This is a genomic window from Polaromonas sp. (assembly GCF_049790275.1).
Lineage (GTDB): Bacteria > Pseudomonadota > Gammaproteobacteria > Burkholderiales > Burkholderiaceae_C > Polaromonas.
This window is the reverse complement of the sequence record NZ_JBAQYR010000023.1, coordinates 1-15320: the sequence shown is the minus strand read 5'-3', so window position 1 is coordinate 15320 and position 15320 is coordinate 1. Positions and strand designations below refer to the sequence as shown.

The following is a 15320-nucleotide window of genomic DNA, read 5'->3' as shown; positions in this document are numbered from 1 at the left end:
TAGAGTCATCTGGCTATTGTGCCGTTGGAATGAAGCCCCCACGGTTGCTCAAGCGCCCGAGGCCTTGCAGGCCGCGGCTCGCGAGACGCTTCGCCTCTGTCGCCTGTCCAAAGCTGCTCAAGCAGCTTTGGAGCCGCAGGCTCCAGCCCCTCGGGGGCGCTGCGCCTGCGGCCCCTGCTTGAACTAGAACGCGAGCAATCCTTCGCCGTGCCCGTGCTTATTCTGGTGTAGCGGCATCGCCGTCGTCACCACCCGCTTCCAGCGCCTGCCGGGCCAGCTCTTCGTCGTTGAGTGGCGGGGCTTCTTCCAGCGCCCTGAGTTCTTCGAGAAACTCCGCCGTAGGTTCCTCGTGCTCAAGCAGCACCTCTTCCAGCTTCTGCTGGGCGGTCTCCATGTGCACGGAAGGTGAGTGCAGTTCGGTCGGCGGCACCGGAAATTTTTCACCGAGTTCGAATTTCAGCGCCTCCGCCTTGTTGTCCACCCAGGTGGCAAAGTCCCCGTCTTTGGGTGTGTCTGAATTGTTCATGACCGTCTCCTTGCATGTCGGCACCAGCGCGGATGGTCGGTGCCTGTTTCATTATGGCGGTACGCTTGCCTCCATCCTTGTCAGCCAATGGCTCCTTAGTCGCCCAATCTTGTTTTAATTCACCAAACGGTTAAATTACTCGCCATGTCGACCTCAAAAACAAAACCAGCAAAGGCCGCCGAGCCGCGCTCTCGCGATGCCGACCGCTCCCAGATGGCCATTCTGCTGGCCGCCCGCGACGAGTTTGCGCAGCACGGACTGGGTGGGGCGCGAGTGGACCGCATTGCGGAGCGTGCGGACGTCAACAAGCGCCTGATCTACTACTACTTCAAGAGCAAGGACGAACTCTTTCTGGCGGTGCTAGAAAACGCCTACGCCGACATCCGCGCTGCAGAGATGAAACTGCATCTGCGAGATATGGCGCCGGCACAGGCGATCCGCCGGCTGACGGAATTCACCTGGGAGTATTACATCGCCCATCCCGAATTTTTGACTCTGCTGAACAGTGAAAACCTGCACCAGGGAAGACATCTGGCGATGTCCGGCCGGGTGCAGGAAATGAACTCGCCGCTGGTGCAGACGCTTGCAGAGATTCTCGAACGCGGACGCGCCGATGGCCTGTTTCGCGGCGGTATCGACCCGGTGCAGCTGTATGTCTCGATCGCCGGCCTGTCCTACTTTTACCTCTCCAACAACTCCACGCTGTCCGCCATTTTCGGGCGCGATCTGATGGGCACCAAGGCACTCAACGAACGGCTGTCCCACATGTGTGACGTCATCCTAGGGTATGTCCTTAGAAACTGAGCCTGCCGCTTGATTGACCCCAGGGTGGTCGTTTTCTACAATTCACCTTTTAGTGAATTAACAACGAAGGAGACCTCCGCATGAAACCTGCCCTGTCCATTCGCGGCCTGCTGATTGCAGGCTTGCTGTCCGTCAGCGTCACCGGCGCCATGGCGCAGTGGAAGCCCACCAAGCCCATCACGCTGATCGTGCCCTGGGCACCCGGCGGCTCCACCGACCAGGTCACACGGGTCACTGCTGCCGAACTCGAGAAATACCTCGGCCAGAAAATCATCATCATGAACCAGCCCGGCGCCTCAGGCTCCGTGGGCACTAAAAACGCGATGGAAGCACCGCATGACGGCTACACCTGGACATCCGGCGGCGCCAAGGATCTGGGCACCTACAAGGTGCTGGGCATGCTGGACACCTCGGCAAAGGACTGGAACCTCTACCTCAATGTGGCCCATATCGCCGTGGTCGGTGTCAATGCAGACACGCCTTACAAAACCATGCCCGAACTGCTGGCGGCGATGAAGGCCAAGCCAGGCGCCATCTCGGTGGCTACTGCCGGGGTCAATTCCAGCGGTCACTCGGCCATTGAATCGATTGCCCGCGCGGCGGGCGTGACCTACAAACACGTCACGTACGACGGCGGCGCACCAGCCGCCGTGGCCGCCGCTTCCGGCGAAACCCAGGTCACCACACAACTGGCTGCCGAGCAGACCGACATGATCCGCGCCAAGAAGATTCGTCCGCTGGCTGTGGTCGGTGACAAGTCCATCGAGATCGAGGGCTACGGCACGATTCCTCCGTTGTCGCAATTCATCCCCGGCTTCAAGGACCCGATCAACTACTTCGGCATTTTTGTACCCAAGGGCGCACCGCCTGAAGTGGCCCAAACCCTGGACAAGATCTGGGCCACCGAAATGGTCAAGAACGAAGCCTTGAGAAAATACGCCCAGGCACGCGGTGCGATGTTCGCGCCCATGGCCGGCGAAGAAGCGCAAAAAGCCGTGTTCCCGGCCATCCAGTCCTACGCCTGGACGCAGCAGGCCGCAGGCAAGGCCAAGGTCTCTCCCGACACCGTCGGCATCCCCAAGCCCTGACAGCACACGCGGGGAAAAAACATGAGCGATGGCGGTAACACCGCCCGCTCCGACCTCCGGGGCGGGGCGGGATGGGCCGGGTTTGGCCTGCTGATTCTGGCGGAGTCCCTGCGCATGGATCGTTTCACCGCCATGGGCGCGGAGCTTTACACCATGCCGGGCTTTGTGCCGGGCATGATCGGCTGCGTCCTTGTGCTGCTGGGCGCAGTCCTGATGCTGCGCGGCTGGCGCCGCCGCAACAGCGCCGCTGCGGCACCGGACGCTCCAATGCCGCCGGTACTGAACCGCCGGGTGCTGGCCACGCTGGTGCTCACCCTGGTTTATGCCGGTGGCCTGATCGGCCGTGCGCCCTTCTGGCTGGCCACGGCGCTGTTTGTAGCGGCCTTTGTCTGCTGTTTTGCGCCACCGGAACAGGCGCGCTCAAGGCGCCTGCTGGCTTCGGTAGCGGCCGGTGTGCTGACCACCATCGTCGTGACGCTGGTGTTCCAGTACGTCTTTCTTGTCCGTCTTCCCTGAAAAATACCCCCCCATGTTTGACGGATTCATCATGTTTGGCCAATCGATCGTGCGCTTCGGCACGCCCGAGGTCATCTTCTACGCGCTGCTGTCCTCCCTGGTCGGCGTCATCATGGGCGCCCTGCCCGGCCTGACGGCCACCATGGCGCTGGCGCTGATGACCACACTCACGCTCAAGCTCCCGTCCAGCCAGGCATTGCTGATTTTGATCTGCACCTACGTCGGCTCCATCTACGGCGGTTCACGCTCGGCCATCCTGCTCAACATTCCCGGCACGCCCGCCTCGGCCGCCTCCTGCCTGGACGGCTACGCGCTGGCGCGCCAGGGCATGGCCGGCCGCGCCATGGGCATCGCCACGACAGGCTCGGTCATGGGCACGCTGATCGGCATGGTTTTCCTGGCCGGCTTCACGCCCATTCTTGGCGGGCTGGCCCTCAAGTTCGGTGCCTATGAGTTTTTCTGGCTGGCGCTGTTCGGCGTGATCATTGCCGGCACGCTGACCGGAGATGACCCGCTCAAGGGCTGGATCGCCGGCATCGCGGGCCTGTTCATTGCAGGCATCGGCCAGGAGCCGCAATATGGTTATGAGCGCTTCGCCTGGGGTGTGCGCGATCTCGCCGGCGGCATCCAGCTGGTGCCTGCGCTGGTTGGCGCCTTCGGCTTAGCCGAGCTGCTGACGGCCATGAAGGAACGCCAGGCACCTGTCAAGATCAGCCCCTTCGACACCGTCATTCCGAAGCTGAGCGACGTCACCAAATACTGGCGCACCATCCTGCGCTCGGGCCTGATCGGCACCGGCGTGGGCATTGTGCCGGGCGTCGGCGAAGATGTGGCAGCCTGGTCGTCCTACGCCGCCGCCAAACGCGCCAGCAAGGAAAAACACATGTTCGGCAAGGGCTCGGTCGAGGGGCTGATGGCCGCCGAGACCGGAGACAACGCCTGCGTTCCGGGTGCAATGATTCCGGTGCTCACACTGGCCATCCCCGGCTCGGCGCCGGCGGCCGTCCTGATGGCTGCCATGATCATCCACGGCGTCAAGCCGGGCCCGCTGATCATGGTGGAAAACCCCCAATTCGTCTATGACGTGGTGGCCATGATGCTGTTTGCCACCATCGGCATCCTGATCTACGGCCTGGTGCTGACCAAGGCGCTGGTCCAGGTGCTGCGTGTGCCCCAGCACTTCATCGTGCCCATCATTTTTGTGCTCTGCGCGGTCGGCAGCTTTGCCATCTCCGGCCGGCTGTTCGATGTCTACGTGATGCTGGCCTTTGGCATCCTGGGTTTCTTCCTGCGCAGTTTTGGTTACCCCATGGCGCCGTTGGTGCTGGGTATTGTGCTGGGCGACCTGCTGGAGAAAAATCTGCGCCGCGCGCTGATTCTCTCGGACGGCGACCTGAGCCCCTTTTTCACGCGCCCCATTTCCGCGGTGGTCGCCGCACTCATCTTCGGCACCATCGGCTGGAAGATCTACAGCCTGCGTCGCGCCGGAAAGGCCGTCGTATGAAGCTCTCGCTATGCAATGAGGTGCTGCACCCGCTGCCGTTTGAGCGCCAATGCGCGCTGGCTGCCGCCTATGGCTATACCGGCCTGGAACTGGCACCGTTCACACTGGCGCCTGACCCGCAAACACTGGATGCGGCGGCCGCGCAACGCTTTCGCACCACCGCGCAGGACCATGGCCTGGCCATTTCCAGCCTGCACTGGCTGCTGGTCAAGCCCGATGGGTTGTCACTCGTCAGCATGGACGCGGCGGTGCGGCAACAAACGCTGTCCCTGCTCAAACGCCTGGTCGATGTCGCCGCCGCCTGCGGCGCCGCCGTGCTGGTGCATGGCTCGCCGAAGCAGCGCTCACCCCTGCCCGGCCAGGGCCTGGCCGATGCCGTGGAACGCCTGCACGACGCGCTGGCGGAACTCGCCCCGCATGCCGCTGCGGCGGGCGTGATCTACTGCCTGGAGCCGCTGTCGCCCGTGGAGACCCCGGTGATCAACACCGTGGCACAGGCCGCGGCCATGGTGGACCGCATCGGCTCGCCGGCGCTGCGCACCATGCTCGATGTGAGCGCCGCTTCGCAAGCCGAAAACACGCCGGTGCACGAGGTGCTGGCGCACTACCTGGCCAGCGGCCACATCGCGCATGTGCAGCTCAATGACAAGAACCGCCGCGGACCCGGCCAGGGCGACACACCGCAACAACCGGTGCTGCAGGTGCTGAAAAACGCGGGCTACGCCGGCTGGATGGCGGTCGAGCCCTTTGACTACCAGCCCGACGGCCCGGGTTGCGCAGAGTTCAGCGCCAGCCATGTGAAGTCTCTCTGGAGCGCACTGGCATGAGCGCTGTCACCGTACGCTCCATTTCGCTGTTCGAACGGCCGGTCACGCTGCGCCTGCCCTTCCGCTTCGGCGCGGCCACGGTCACGCGCTGTCCGCAGGCTTTCGTGCGCGTGGAGCTCGAGATCGGTGGCCGGACATTCGAAGGCGGCAGCGCCGAACTCATGGTGCCGAAGTGGTTCGACAAGTCACCCGAGCTCACTCATGAACAGAACTTCGAGCAGCTGCGGGAAGCCCTGCGCAGCGCCCGCGACGCCTATGCCGGCGCCGGTACCGGGAAAAACCCGCACATGTTGTCGCAGTCGGCTGGAACTGCGGCCATCACCACCGCGGTGGCGCGTGGCCTGCCGCGGCTGGCAGCGCAATTCGGGCCGGCTCTGCTGGACAAGGCCATCGCCGATGCGGCCCTGCGCGCTGCCGATCTGTCCTGGGTCGATGGCCTGCGTGCCGGTGTGCTCGGCGACCCGTGGTCGCCCGCGCTGGCTCTGGTCAAGCCGCGCTCCGTCACCCTGCGCCATACGGTGGGCCTGGCCGACCGTCTGACTGCCGGGGATGAGGGCAGCGATCCCGGCGACGGATTGCCCGCCACCCTCGAAGCCGCCATCCAGCGTTATGGGCTGCATCACTTCAAGCTCAAGCTGTCGGGCCGGCTGGGCGACGACCTGGACCGGCTCTCCCGCATTGCCGCCGTGCTCGACGCGCAGGCCGGCGACTACCGTGTCACGCTGGACGGCAATGAAACCTTTGCCGATGCTCCAGCGCTGGGCGCGTTCTGGCAGGCGCTCACGCAGGCGCCGCAGCTGGCCGGCCTGCTGCGGCGCACCCTGCTGCTCGAACAGCCGCTGGCACGCCGCGTCGCGCTTGAGCAGTCCATCGCCGGGCTGGGCATCGATGTTCCCGTGATCCTGGACGAATCCGACGATCAGCCCGACGTGCTCGAACGCGGCATCGCCCTGGGTTACCGCGGCATCTCGAGCAAGGCCTGCAAGGGCATCTACCGCTCGCTGGCCAACGCGACGCGCATCGCGCAGCAGCCGCAACACCTGCTGCTGTCGGGTGAAGACCTGACCTGCCAGGCCGGTCTGGCCGTACAGCAGGACACCCTGCTCGCTGCCAGCCTGGGCGTGACGCACATCGAGCGCAACGGCCACCACTATGTCGACGGTTTCGGTATCGCGCCGGCGGCCGAGGCGCAAGCCTTTGCCGCGGCGCACCCCGGTTTTTACGAGACCCATGCCGGCCGGCCGCACCTTGCCGTGCACGGCGGCGAGCTGGACCTGTCATCGCTGCATGTCCCCGGCTTTGCCAGTGCCGCGATGCCGCACTGGGACAGCCTGCACCCGATTTCCTGATTCAACCCAATCCACTCCAAGAGAACTTTCATGGCTACACAACGACTAGGACTCATCATGCACGGCGTCACCGGACGCATGGGCATGAACCAGCACCTGATCCGCTCCATCGTCGCGATCCGCAAACAGGGCGGCGTCACGCTCGGGAGCGGCGACAAGGTGATGCCCGACCCGATCCTGATCGGCCGCAATGCCGAGAAGATGGAAGCGCTGGCCAAGGCCTGGAACATTGACCGCTGGGGTATCGACCTCGACGAAGCACTGAAGAACAAGGACGACACCGTTTTCTTCGATGCCGGCACCACGCAGATGCGCCCCACCCTGCTTGCCAAGGCGATACGCGCCGGCAAACACGTCTACTGCGAAAAGCCGATTGCCACCAACCTCAACGAAGCCGTCGAGATTGCGCGCCTGGCGGAAAAATCCGGCCTGAAACACGGTGCGGTTCAGGACAAGCTTTTCCTGCCTGGCCTGCGCAAGCTCGACATGCTGCGCCGCGCCGGCTTCTTCGGCAAGATGCTGTCGGTGCGCCTGGAGTTCGGTTACTGGGTGTTCGAAGGCGACCTGCAGCCGATCCAGCGCCCGAGCTGGAACTACCGCACCGAAGACGGCGGCGGCATGATCCTCGACATGATGTGCCACTGGCGCTACGTGCTGGACAACCTGTTCGGCGAAGTCAAGTCCATCTCCTGCATAGGCGCAACGCATATTCCCCAGCGCTGGGACGAAGCTGGCAAGCCCTACAAGGCCACCGCGGACGACGCGGCCTACGCCACGGCCGAGCTCATCGGCCACAACGGTGAGCCGGTGATTGCGCAGATGAACATGTCCTGGGCCACCCGCGTCAACCGCGAAGACCTGGTCACCTTCCATGTGGATGGCACGCACGGTTCGGCCGTTGCCGGCCTCTCCTCGTGCAAAGCCCAGTCGCGCGTCAACACGCCGCGCCCGGTCTGGAACCCGGACGAGAAACAGACCATGAATTTCTCCGACCAGTGGCAGGAAGTCCCGGACACCCAGGTCTACGACAACGGTTTCAAGATCCAGTGGGAGCATTTCATCCGCCACGTGGTGGAAAACGAGCCCTACAAATGGACGCTGCCTGAAGGCGCCAAGGGCGTGCAACTGGTCGAAGCAGCACTCGAAAGCTGGAAGGAACGCCGCTGGGTGGACGTTCAAGCGCTACAGGTTTGATAGCTGTCTGCGCCCGCCACATAAGGGCCAGAGGCATATTTTGCATATGAAAAGGTAAATTCCATGGCTTTGACCCTGACCCTGCCCGTTGCTGCGGGCGGCCTGCAGCCTTATGCGCTGCAAGGCAGCACACCCATCAAGCCGGCGCCCGGCGTCAAGTTCAACCGCATCGCCTACTCGGCCGCCCACGTGGTGGCCGACCCGCTGGCCGCGGTCGATCCCTGGGTCAACTGCGCGATCGACTGGGACGCGACCATTGCCTACCGCCGCCACCTGTGGTCACTGGGACTGGGTGTGGCCGAAGCCATGGACACCGCGCAACGCGGCATGGGCCTGGACTGGCCAACCTCGCTGGAATTGATCCGCCGTTCGCTCGACGCAGCCAAGGAGACACCCGGTGCGCTGGTGGCTTCGGGCTGCGGCACCGACCACCTGGTGCTGGACAACGTCAAGACCGTGGATGAAGTCATCGCCGGCTACGAAGACCAGATGGCCGCGATTGAAAAACTCGACGGCAAACTGATCGTCATGGCCAGCCGTGCGTTGGCTCGCGTCGCCAAAAGTCCGGCGGACTATGAACGCGTGTATGACCGCATCCTGAGCCAGGCCAGGCAGCCCGTCGTCCTGCACTGGCTGGGCGACATGTTCGACCCAGCACTGGCTGGCTACTGGGGTAACAGCAACGTTGAAAAAGCCATGGATACCGCATTGGGCATCATCAATGCCCACCCCGACAAGGTCGACGGCATCAAGATCTCCCTGCTCGACAAGGACAAGGAAATTGCGATGCGCCGCAGGCTGCCGGCCGGCGTGCGCATGTACACCGGCGACGACTTCAACTACGCCGAGCTGATTGCCGGAGACGGTTTCGGCAAGGAAGCGATGCACGGCCAGAGCGATGCACTGCTGGGCATCTTCGACGCCATCGCACCAGCCGCCAGCGCCGCACTCGGCGAACTGGCCCGGGGCAACGCGGAAAAATTCCACGCCATCCTCGGCCCCACGGTGCCGCTGTCGCGCCACATCTTTGCCGCGCCCACGCGTTTTTACAAAACCGGCGTGGTCTTCATGGCCTGGCTCAACGGCCACCAGAGCCACTTCACCATGGTCGGCGGCCAGCAGAGCACGCGCTCACTGCAGCATTTCGCCGAGCTGTTCCGCCTCGCCGATGCGGCCAATCTGCTGGAGCACCCGGAACTGGCGGTTCGCCGCACGAAAACCCTGCTGGCTATGCATGGAGTCGAGTGATGGCTCCCCCCGTTGCCGACTCACTTCGTGTAGCGGCCTCCCCCTCAGGGGGCGACGCTGGCGGCCCGGCAAAGCCGGTTCCGCGTCCGCTGAAAAAATCCTTCGTTTTCCACGGTACCCATCTCATGCGCGACTTCTCCACCGACCACCGCTGGCTCTCCATCAACACCGCCACCGTGCGCAAAAGCCGCGGCGTCGAGCAGCCGCTGACCGACATCATTGAAGCCTGCGTGCAGCGCGGCATCAAGGCGATCTCGCCGTGGCGCGACCAGGTGGCGGCCGCCGGCCTGCCCGCGATTTCGAAACTTGTCAAAACCCACGGCCTGCAGTTGTCCGGCTACTGCCGCGGTGGCATGTTTCCGGTCGTCGACGCAGCAGGTGCCAAAGCCACGTACGAAGACAACCGCCGTGCGGTGGACGAAGCCTGCGAACTGAACGCCGCCTGCCTGGTGCTGGTGGTCGGCGGCCTGCCCGGCGCGCTGGCGGGCCAGGCCGCGCACAAGGACATTGCGCTCTCGCGCAGCCAGGTCAGCGACGGCATTGCCGCTTTGCTGGACTATGCGAAGACCAACCAGATGCCACTGGCCATCGAACCCCTGCACCCGATGTACGCGGCCGACCGCGCCTGCATCAACACCCTGGAACAGGCGCTGGACGTTTGCGACGCACTCGACCCGTCGAAAAGCGGCGCGTTGGGCGTGGCCGTGGATGTCTATCATGTGTGGTGGGACCCGAAGCTGCAGCAGCAGATAGAACGCGCCGGAAAAAGCCGGCTCTTGGCTTTCCATGTCTGCGACTGGCTGACACCGACCACCGACCTGCTGAACGACCGCGGCATGATGGGCGACGGCGTGATCGACATCCCGAAGATCCGCGGCTGGGTCGAACGCCAGGGCTTTGCGGGTTACAGCGAGGTGGAGATTTTTTCCTCTGGCAACTGGTGGCAGCGTGACACTGGCGAGGTGCTGGACACCTGCATCGCCAGGCACCGCAGCGCGGTATAGACTCTCTTCCTTTCTGAGGCTGGCAGCCATGGCCGGCAACCAGGTGGCACTGCACGTTTCGCTGCAGGCCACCTCCAAGAAAGGATGCCATGTTATTGAAGGTAGGAGAACTTGCCACGCGCACCGGCCTGACCGTGCGTACCCTGCACCACTACGACACCATCGGCCTGCTCAAGCCCTCGGCCCGCACCGATGCCGGCTACCGCCTTTACAGCCGCGGTGATGTGGCACGCCTGCACGGCATCCAGGCCTTGCAGCAGTTCGGCCTGCCGCTGAGCGACATCGGCAGCATGCTGGACGGCGGTGGTGCTGCGCTCCCGGACATCATTGCGCGGCAAATCCAGGTGCTGGACCAGGAACTGGCCAAGGCAGCTGAACTCCGGGCCAGCCTGGAGCTCCTGCAGGAGCGGCTGTCCAGAGGTGATCAGCCGGAGATTTCAGACTGGCTGGGTACGCTGGCCCTCATGACCACCTACAGTAAGTATTTCAGCCCGGCCGAACAGAAAATCATTTTTACCAATTGGAAACAGATCGCCGACAAATGGCCGCCCTTGCTGGCGGAGGTTCGCAGCGCCATGGACCGGGGCGTGCCGGCAGACAGCCTGGAACTTCAGCCGCTGGCGCACCGTTGGATGAACCTCATGCTGCACTGGATGGACGGTGACTTCGATCTGCTCGAACGCTGGAACCACATGTACCACCGCGAACCGGGGGCACAGCAGGAAGAAGGCCCCGGCCAGGACATGGTGGAGTACATCGTCAAACCCATCAAGCTGCGCCTGGCCGTTCTGGGCAAGTACCTGGAAGCGGATGAACTGAAACGGCTGGGCAAGGTTTCCGAAGACGAGTGGCAGCATATCTCACAGAGCGCCCGAAACCTGATCCAACAGGGCACGCCCGTCCACAGCCCCGAAGCGCGGACGCTCGCCCGGCAATGGGACGCACTCATGGACAGATTGTCAGACCATGACAGCGCCATACGCGCGAAGTTAATGGCAGCACATGCCACCGAGCCCCTGTTGCAGGCAGCCGCCGTGCTCGATACGGAAACGCGAGATTTTTTGCGAAAAGCCTTGACCCTCACGTGACGTGAGGGTCTACAGTCTGCGGCCATTGACACCAGAACAAACCGCCATGCAGACACCTCCAAGCTCTTCAACTTCGCCATCCCATCCCCGTTCAGGCATACCGGGCCAGCCGCAGCCCAGTGCCGACGGCGGGCGTTCCCGGCTCTTTCGCGACCGCAACTTCCTGTGGATGCTCAGCGGCGCCGTCATCTCCATGCTGGGCGACCAGTTCACGCTGATCGCCCTGCCCTGGCTGGTGCTGAAAATGACTGGCGACACCCTGGTTCTGGGCACCGTGCTGGCGCTCATCAGCGTGCCGCGCGCCCTGTTCATGCTGATAGGCGGCGCACTGGTTGATCGCCACTCCCCCAAACGCGTGCTGATGCTCACCAAGTATGTCAACACCGTGTTGCTCGGCCTGCTCGCCGCGCTGGTGCTGTGGGGCGGCCTGACACTCTGGATGGTTTACCTGCTGGCCTTCGCCATTGGCCTGTCCACGGCGTTCAGCATTCCTTCAGGCACGGCCATGCTGCCCTCGGTCGTCAAACCTGACCAATTGCAGGCCGCCAACAGCGTGATGCTGGGCCTGCGCCAGGCCTCCATGTTCCTGGGGCCGCTGCTGGCCGGCCTGCTGATTGCGCTGTCCGGTGACGGCGCGCCAGGCTCGCCCGAGGCCACCCGTGGTACCGGTGTGGCCTTTGCACTTGACGCCTTCAGTTTTGCCCTGTCGACATGGACGCTCTACAAAGTGGTGCCCCTCCAGGGCCGCAGCCAGGCAGCATCTCAGGCAGTGTTCTCTGCCGTTGCAGATGGCCTGCGCCTTTTTTGGCGGGATACCGCGCTGCGCTCCTGCTTTCTTTATTGGGGCGCCATTGCCTTGCTGATCCACGGTCCGGTACAGATTGCCCTGCCACTGCTCGCCACCCAGCTCGACCTGGGCGCCGCGGCTTTCGGCATCATGCTCGGCGCCCATGGCGCGGGCACGCTGGCCGGCATGGTGGTTTCAGGCATCAAGCCCCGGCTGCGGGTAGGAACCCTGGGGTTGACCCTGCTGCTGGTTGACGCAGTGATTGGCCTGCTGTTCATTCCCATGGGGCAGATTTCCACCACCTGGCAAGGCGCCTTCCTGATGGGCGTCATCGGGCTGCTTGGAGGCTTCATGCAGGTCGCCGTCTTCACCTGGATACAGCGGCGCGTGCCGCCGGCCATGCTGGGCCGCGCCATGAGCCTGTTCATGTTCATCTTCATGGGCCTCGCACCCATGTCCGCCGCAGTGGCGGGGTGGTTGATGCGCAGTATCACGCTGGGCCAGTTGTTTGCGGGCAGTGGCGTTTTGCTGGTGGGCCTGGTGTTGGTTGCACTGGCCACATCACGGATACGCGAACTCAGGGATCCGGAGCCCGCGGCCACCGCCAGGGCTTAGCCGCGGGAGCCGGCGAATTCGTTGGCTGGACGTGTCACGAACCACCGCGGCATTGGCTGGAATTCCCCACGCATCAAGGTTTGTGGGCGATCATCCGGCCCGCCACCCTGAAGCGGCCGCCGCCCTGCGGCGTCAGCACCACCATCTCGCCGGTGTCCGGCGAGATGCCGGTCAATGCCGCGATGGTCGAGCCGTGCGACACCATCACTGTATTGCCGTTCGCCGGCTTCTGGCCGGCCAGAGGTCGAAGGTCGGCCAGTTGCAGGCTGGCCTCGCCGCTGCGGCCAAACAGGTTGCCCAGCGCCGGCGTCACATCCGGCGTTTTCCCGAAAGCCAGTTTCGCCGTATCGATGCACCGGCATCACGGGCTGGACAACAGCCGCCCGACAACAATGCCGCGCTGGCGGAAGGCTTCGCCCAGCTGCCGCGCATGCGCGCGGCCTTCGTCGCTCAGATTGCGCTGCGTGCTGCAGTTGTCGATCTTCATGCCTTCCGGGTCGCCCACACCGGGCGTCGTCAAGGCGTGGCGAATCAGCACCACATGCCCGCCTTCCTTGAGCAGCGCCCACAAGGCGTCGTCCGCTGATGCGAACGGCGCCCACGCCAGCACCGCCATCAGGGCAAGCCGCCGTGAAATCCGCGTCAGGGTCATCGGGCCATCTCCATGGTTTGCGGCCATGCTACGCCGCGCCACTTGCCCCTGTGATACGGTAGGGCAATGAGACGCCGTGACCACTGCGGTCTGCGAGAAGCCGCGTATTTCCACGCCAGTCGCGCCGCCAGACCGAGCGGGTGATGAAGACATTGGCCATTGATTTTCTGGCGCCCTCGTCCGAGGTTGCGCGCCGGCTGATAGGCGCAACCCTGCTTGTCAACAGCGTGGGCGGGATCATTGTCGAGACCGAAGCCTATGACCGCGAAGACCCGGCCTCGCACAGCTTCTCAGGTCCGACGCCGCGCAACGCCGTCATGTTCGGCCCGCCGGCCCATGCCTATGTTTACCGTTCCTATGGCATCCACTGGTGCCTGAACATCGTCTGCCGCGAGGAAGGCCATGGCGCCGGGGTGCTGATTCGCGCCATCGAGCCCATCGCCGGGCTGGCTGTGATGTGCCAGCGGCGGGGGCTGGACGATGTGCGCCTGTTGTGTGCCGGGCCTGGGCGTGTCGGTCAGGCGCTGGGCATCACACGGGAACACAACGGCCTGTCGATTGCCGCGCCGCCGTTCGAGCTGCTGCCCGCGGCCAGCCGCCCCCGCGTCGTCAGGGGCCCGCGCATCGGCATTTCAAAAGCGGTGGAGCAGCCCTGGCGCTTCGGGCTGGAAGGCTCGCGTTTTCTGAGCCGGCCTTTCCGTTAGGAGAATTGCGGATTCAGGCCAGGGCCAGCGGTGTACGCCGTACGCGCCGCACATTGAAGGCGCTGGCAATCAGCACCGCCAGCATCAGCGCCAGGCCGAGCAGCACACCGCGGTACATCTGGTGGTCCATCATCACGCCGAAGATCAGCGGCGACACCGCCTGGCCGATGTCCAGGCCGGCATACACCACGCCATAGACGCGGCCCGATGCGTTTTCGGGCGTCGAGCGCTTGACCAGCAGGTCGCGCGAGGGTCCGGCGATGCCGGACGAAAAACCCATCAGGCCAAACAGCACCGGCACCACCCAGGCAGGGAAACTGCCCAGCGCCAGCACCAGCGCAATGACTGCGGCCACACCGAAGCCGGCGCCCACGATGCGTTCGCAGCGCGCCGGGTCCGACGCCAGGAAGCCACCGGCCACCATGCCGCCCGCGCTGCACACCATGTAAATCGTCAGACACATGGCCACCAGTGGCAGGGGCACGTTGTGCAACTGCCGCGCCGCTTCGGGGGCGAAGGCCTGCACCACGCTGAGCACAATCGCATACCAGAAGAAAAACGCAAAACACATCCACACCGCGGGAATGCGCAGGAAGCCCAGCGAGCTGTCGGCCGCCGGCGCGCCCTTGACGGGTGCCGCCACAGTCAGCGTCAGCTTGTCGCGGTTCAACACCAGCACCGCCAACACGGCAAAGGCCAGTGCGCCTGCGGCAGCCAGCGCCACCCGCCAGGAATAGGCAAAGGTCAGCGTCACCACCAGCGCCGGGGCCAGCGCCCAGCCCAGGCTGCCGGTGATGCCGTGCACGCTGTAGGCGTGGCCCAGGCGCGGCGCACTCACCTTGCGGTTGATCAGCGTGTAGTCCACCGGGTGGAACACCCCGTTGCCGATACCGGCCAGCACGGCAAAGGCCGCCATCATCCAGTAGCTGGTGCTGAGGGCATAACCAAAGGCCGCCAGCCCGAGCAGGCTCAGGCCGGCAAACAGGATGGGCCGGGGTCCGAAGCGGTCCACCACAAAACCTGACAGCGCCTGCACCGCGCAGGACACTACAAAAAAGATCGTCATCAGGAAACCCAGCTGCGCGTAGCTCACGCTGAACTCCTCCTTCAGCCACGGGAACAGCGGCGCCAGCAACAGCTGGCTGAAATGGCTGATCATGTGCGCCAGCCCGACCAGGCCGATGACCCCGGCATCCTGTCGCAGGCTAACGGCATTGAAAGAAGGCGTGGGGGCGGTGCTTGTGATGCTCATGCGGCTATCGTAATATCCGGGCTGGATTCCTGAATGCGACAGAAAGACATCATTTAGCGAATTTCAGCCAACCATGCGACGCCACTCCATTTCCTCCCAAAGCAGCACCGTCCTGGTCTCCGCGGACGGCATAAGCGCCTTCGTCCCGAGCCGCCAGCGGCC

The 15320-nt window shown here is 64.2% G+C and carries 16 protein-coding genes; 12 read left to right on the top strand and 4 right to left on the bottom strand.

Annotated features, from left to right (window positions below; genetic code table 11):
* Positions 1-217 precede the first annotated feature (217 nt).
* A complete protein-coding gene (locus WA904_RS03175; protein ID WP_425195678.1) occupies positions 218-526 on the bottom strand; it encodes a hypothetical protein in 309 nt (102 codons plus the stop codon).
* A 144-nt stretch (positions 527-670) separates the two neighbouring features.
* Here WA904_RS03175 and WA904_RS03170 point away from each other — a divergent pair, with 144 nt between their 5' ends.
* From WA904_RS03170 to WA904_RS03120, 11 genes are all read left to right on the top strand, one after another.
* Entirely contained in the window at positions 671-1330 is a 660-nt protein-coding gene (locus tag WA904_RS03170; protein WP_425195677.1) for a TetR family transcriptional regulator, read from the top strand.
* 80 nt (positions 1331-1410) lie between these two features.
* Positions 1411-2418, top strand: coding sequence for a Bug family tripartite tricarboxylate transporter substrate binding protein (locus WA904_RS03165; protein ID WP_425195676.1), 1008 nt, complete (start codon positions 1411-1413; stop codon positions 2416-2418).
* Positions 2419-2439: 21 nt separating this feature from the next.
* Positions 2440-2934 (top strand): tripartite tricarboxylate transporter TctB family protein, encoded by a 495-nt coding sequence (locus WA904_RS03160; protein WP_425195675.1) that lies wholly within the window; start codon positions 2440-2442, stop codon positions 2932-2934.
* 31 nt (positions 2935-2965) lie between these two features.
* Entirely contained in the window at positions 2966-4438 is a 1473-nt protein-coding gene (locus WA904_RS03155) for a tripartite tricarboxylate transporter permease (RefSeq protein ID WP_425195674.1), read from the top strand.
* On the top strand, positions 4435-5265 hold the full coding sequence (locus WA904_RS03150; protein ID WP_425195673.1) for a sugar phosphate isomerase/epimerase family protein: 831 nt from the start codon (positions 4435-4437) through the stop codon (positions 5263-5265). Before WA904_RS03155 ends, WA904_RS03150 begins: the two co-directional genes overlap by 4 nt.
* On the top strand, positions 5262-6614 hold the full coding sequence (locus tag WA904_RS03145) for a hypothetical protein (protein ID WP_425195672.1): 1353 nt from the start codon (positions 5262-5264) through the stop codon (positions 6612-6614). The genes WA904_RS03150 and WA904_RS03145 overlap by 4 nt, the downstream gene beginning before the upstream one ends.
* A gap of 30 nt (positions 6615-6644) precedes the next feature.
* A complete protein-coding gene (locus WA904_RS03140) occupies positions 6645-7808 on the top strand; it encodes a Gfo/Idh/MocA family protein (protein WP_425195671.1) in 1164 nt (387 codons plus the stop codon).
* A gap of 63 nt (positions 7809-7871) precedes the next feature.
* Positions 7872-9056 (top strand): dihydrodipicolinate synthase family protein, encoded by a 1185-nt coding sequence (locus WA904_RS03135; RefSeq protein WP_425195670.1) that lies wholly within the window; start codon positions 7872-7874, stop codon positions 9054-9056.
* A gap of 125 nt (positions 9057-9181) precedes the next feature.
* Positions 9182-10060 (top strand): sugar phosphate isomerase/epimerase family protein, encoded by an 879-nt coding sequence (locus WA904_RS03130; RefSeq protein ID WP_425195669.1) that lies wholly within the window; start codon positions 9182-9184, stop codon positions 10058-10060.
* A gap of 89 nt (positions 10061-10149) precedes the next feature.
* Entirely contained in the window at positions 10150-11148 is a 999-nt protein-coding gene (locus WA904_RS03125) for a MerR family transcriptional regulator (protein WP_425195668.1), read from the top strand.
* 46 nt (positions 11149-11194) lie between these two features.
* Positions 11195-12550 (top strand): MFS transporter, encoded by a 1356-nt coding sequence (locus tag WA904_RS03120; protein WP_425195667.1) that lies wholly within the window; start codon positions 11195-11197, stop codon positions 12548-12550.
* 73 nt (positions 12551-12623) lie between these two features.
* Here the strand turns inward: WA904_RS03120 and WA904_RS03115 are convergent, their stop codons facing one another.
* Together WA904_RS03115 and WA904_RS03110 are read right to left on the bottom strand one after the other, a co-directional pair.
* Positions 12624-12863 carry a hypothetical protein gene (locus tag WA904_RS03115; RefSeq protein ID WP_425195666.1) on the bottom strand — a complete coding sequence of 80 codons (240 nt, stop codon included), beginning with the start codon at positions 12861-12863 and terminating at the stop codon, positions 12624-12626.
* A gap of 48 nt (positions 12864-12911) precedes the next feature.
* Positions 12912-13202, bottom strand: coding sequence for a hypothetical protein (locus WA904_RS03110; RefSeq protein WP_425195665.1), 291 nt, complete (start codon positions 13200-13202; stop codon positions 12912-12914).
* 143 nt (positions 13203-13345) lie between these two features.
* Between WA904_RS03110 and WA904_RS03105 the strand changes: the two genes are divergently transcribed.
* Positions 13346-13906, top strand: coding sequence for a DNA-3-methyladenine glycosylase (locus WA904_RS03105; RefSeq protein ID WP_425195664.1), 561 nt, complete (start codon positions 13346-13348; stop codon positions 13904-13906).
* Between the two features lie 13 nt (positions 13907-13919).
* Here WA904_RS03105 and WA904_RS03100 read toward each other — a convergent pair whose 3' ends face one another.
* Positions 13920-15158 (bottom strand): MFS transporter, encoded by a 1239-nt coding sequence (locus tag WA904_RS03100; RefSeq protein WP_425195663.1) that lies wholly within the window; start codon positions 15156-15158, stop codon positions 13920-13922.
* Positions 15159-15320: the final 162 nt, after the last annotated feature.

Excerpts from the sequence above, each read along its gene's own strand:
- WA904_RS03105 (WP_425195664.1), top strand. The coding sequence starts at position 13,346 with ATGAAGACATTGGCCATTGATTTTCTGGCGCCCTCGTCCGAGGTTGCG.
- WA904_RS03155 (WP_425195674.1), top strand. The coding sequence starts at position 2,966 with ATGTTTGGCCAATCGATCGTGCGCTTCGGCACGCCCGAGGTCATCTTC.
- WA904_RS03150 (WP_425195673.1), top strand. The coding sequence starts at position 4,435 with ATGAAGCTCTCGCTATGCAATGAGGTGCTGCACCCGCTGCCGTTTGAG.
- WA904_RS03170 (WP_425195677.1), top strand. The coding sequence starts at position 671 with ATGTCGACCTCAAAAACAAAACCAGCAAAGGCCGCCGAGCCGCGCTCT.
- WA904_RS03175 (WP_425195678.1), bottom strand. The coding sequence starts at position 526 with ATGAACAATTCAGACACACCCAAAGACGGGGACTTTGCCACCTGGGTG.
- WA904_RS03140 (WP_425195671.1), top strand. The coding sequence starts at position 6,645 with ATGGCTACACAACGACTAGGACTCATCATGCACGGCGTCACCGGACGC.
- WA904_RS03165 (WP_425195676.1), top strand. The coding sequence starts at position 1,411 with ATGAAACCTGCCCTGTCCATTCGCGGCCTGCTGATTGCAGGCTTGCTG.
- WA904_RS03125 (WP_425195668.1), top strand. The coding sequence starts at position 10,150 with ATGTTATTGAAGGTAGGAGAACTTGCCACGCGCACCGGCCTGACCGTG.
- WA904_RS03110 (WP_425195665.1), bottom strand. The coding sequence starts at position 13,202 with ATGACCCTGACGCGGATTTCACGGCGGCTTGCCCTGATGGCGGTGCTG.
- WA904_RS03160 (WP_425195675.1), top strand. The coding sequence starts at position 2,440 with ATGAGCGATGGCGGTAACACCGCCCGCTCCGACCTCCGGGGCGGGGCG.
- WA904_RS03120 (WP_425195667.1), top strand. The coding sequence starts at position 11,195 with ATGCAGACACCTCCAAGCTCTTCAACTTCGCCATCCCATCCCCGTTCA.
- WA904_RS03145 (WP_425195672.1), top strand. The coding sequence starts at position 5,262 with ATGAGCGCTGTCACCGTACGCTCCATTTCGCTGTTCGAACGGCCGGTC.
- WA904_RS03130 (WP_425195669.1), top strand. The coding sequence starts at position 9,182 with ATGCGCGACTTCTCCACCGACCACCGCTGGCTCTCCATCAACACCGCC.
- WA904_RS03135 (WP_425195670.1), top strand. The coding sequence starts at position 7,872 with ATGGCTTTGACCCTGACCCTGCCCGTTGCTGCGGGCGGCCTGCAGCCT.
- WA904_RS03100 (WP_425195663.1), bottom strand. The coding sequence starts at position 15,158 with ATGAGCATCACAAGCACCGCCCCCACGCCTTCTTTCAATGCCGTTAGC.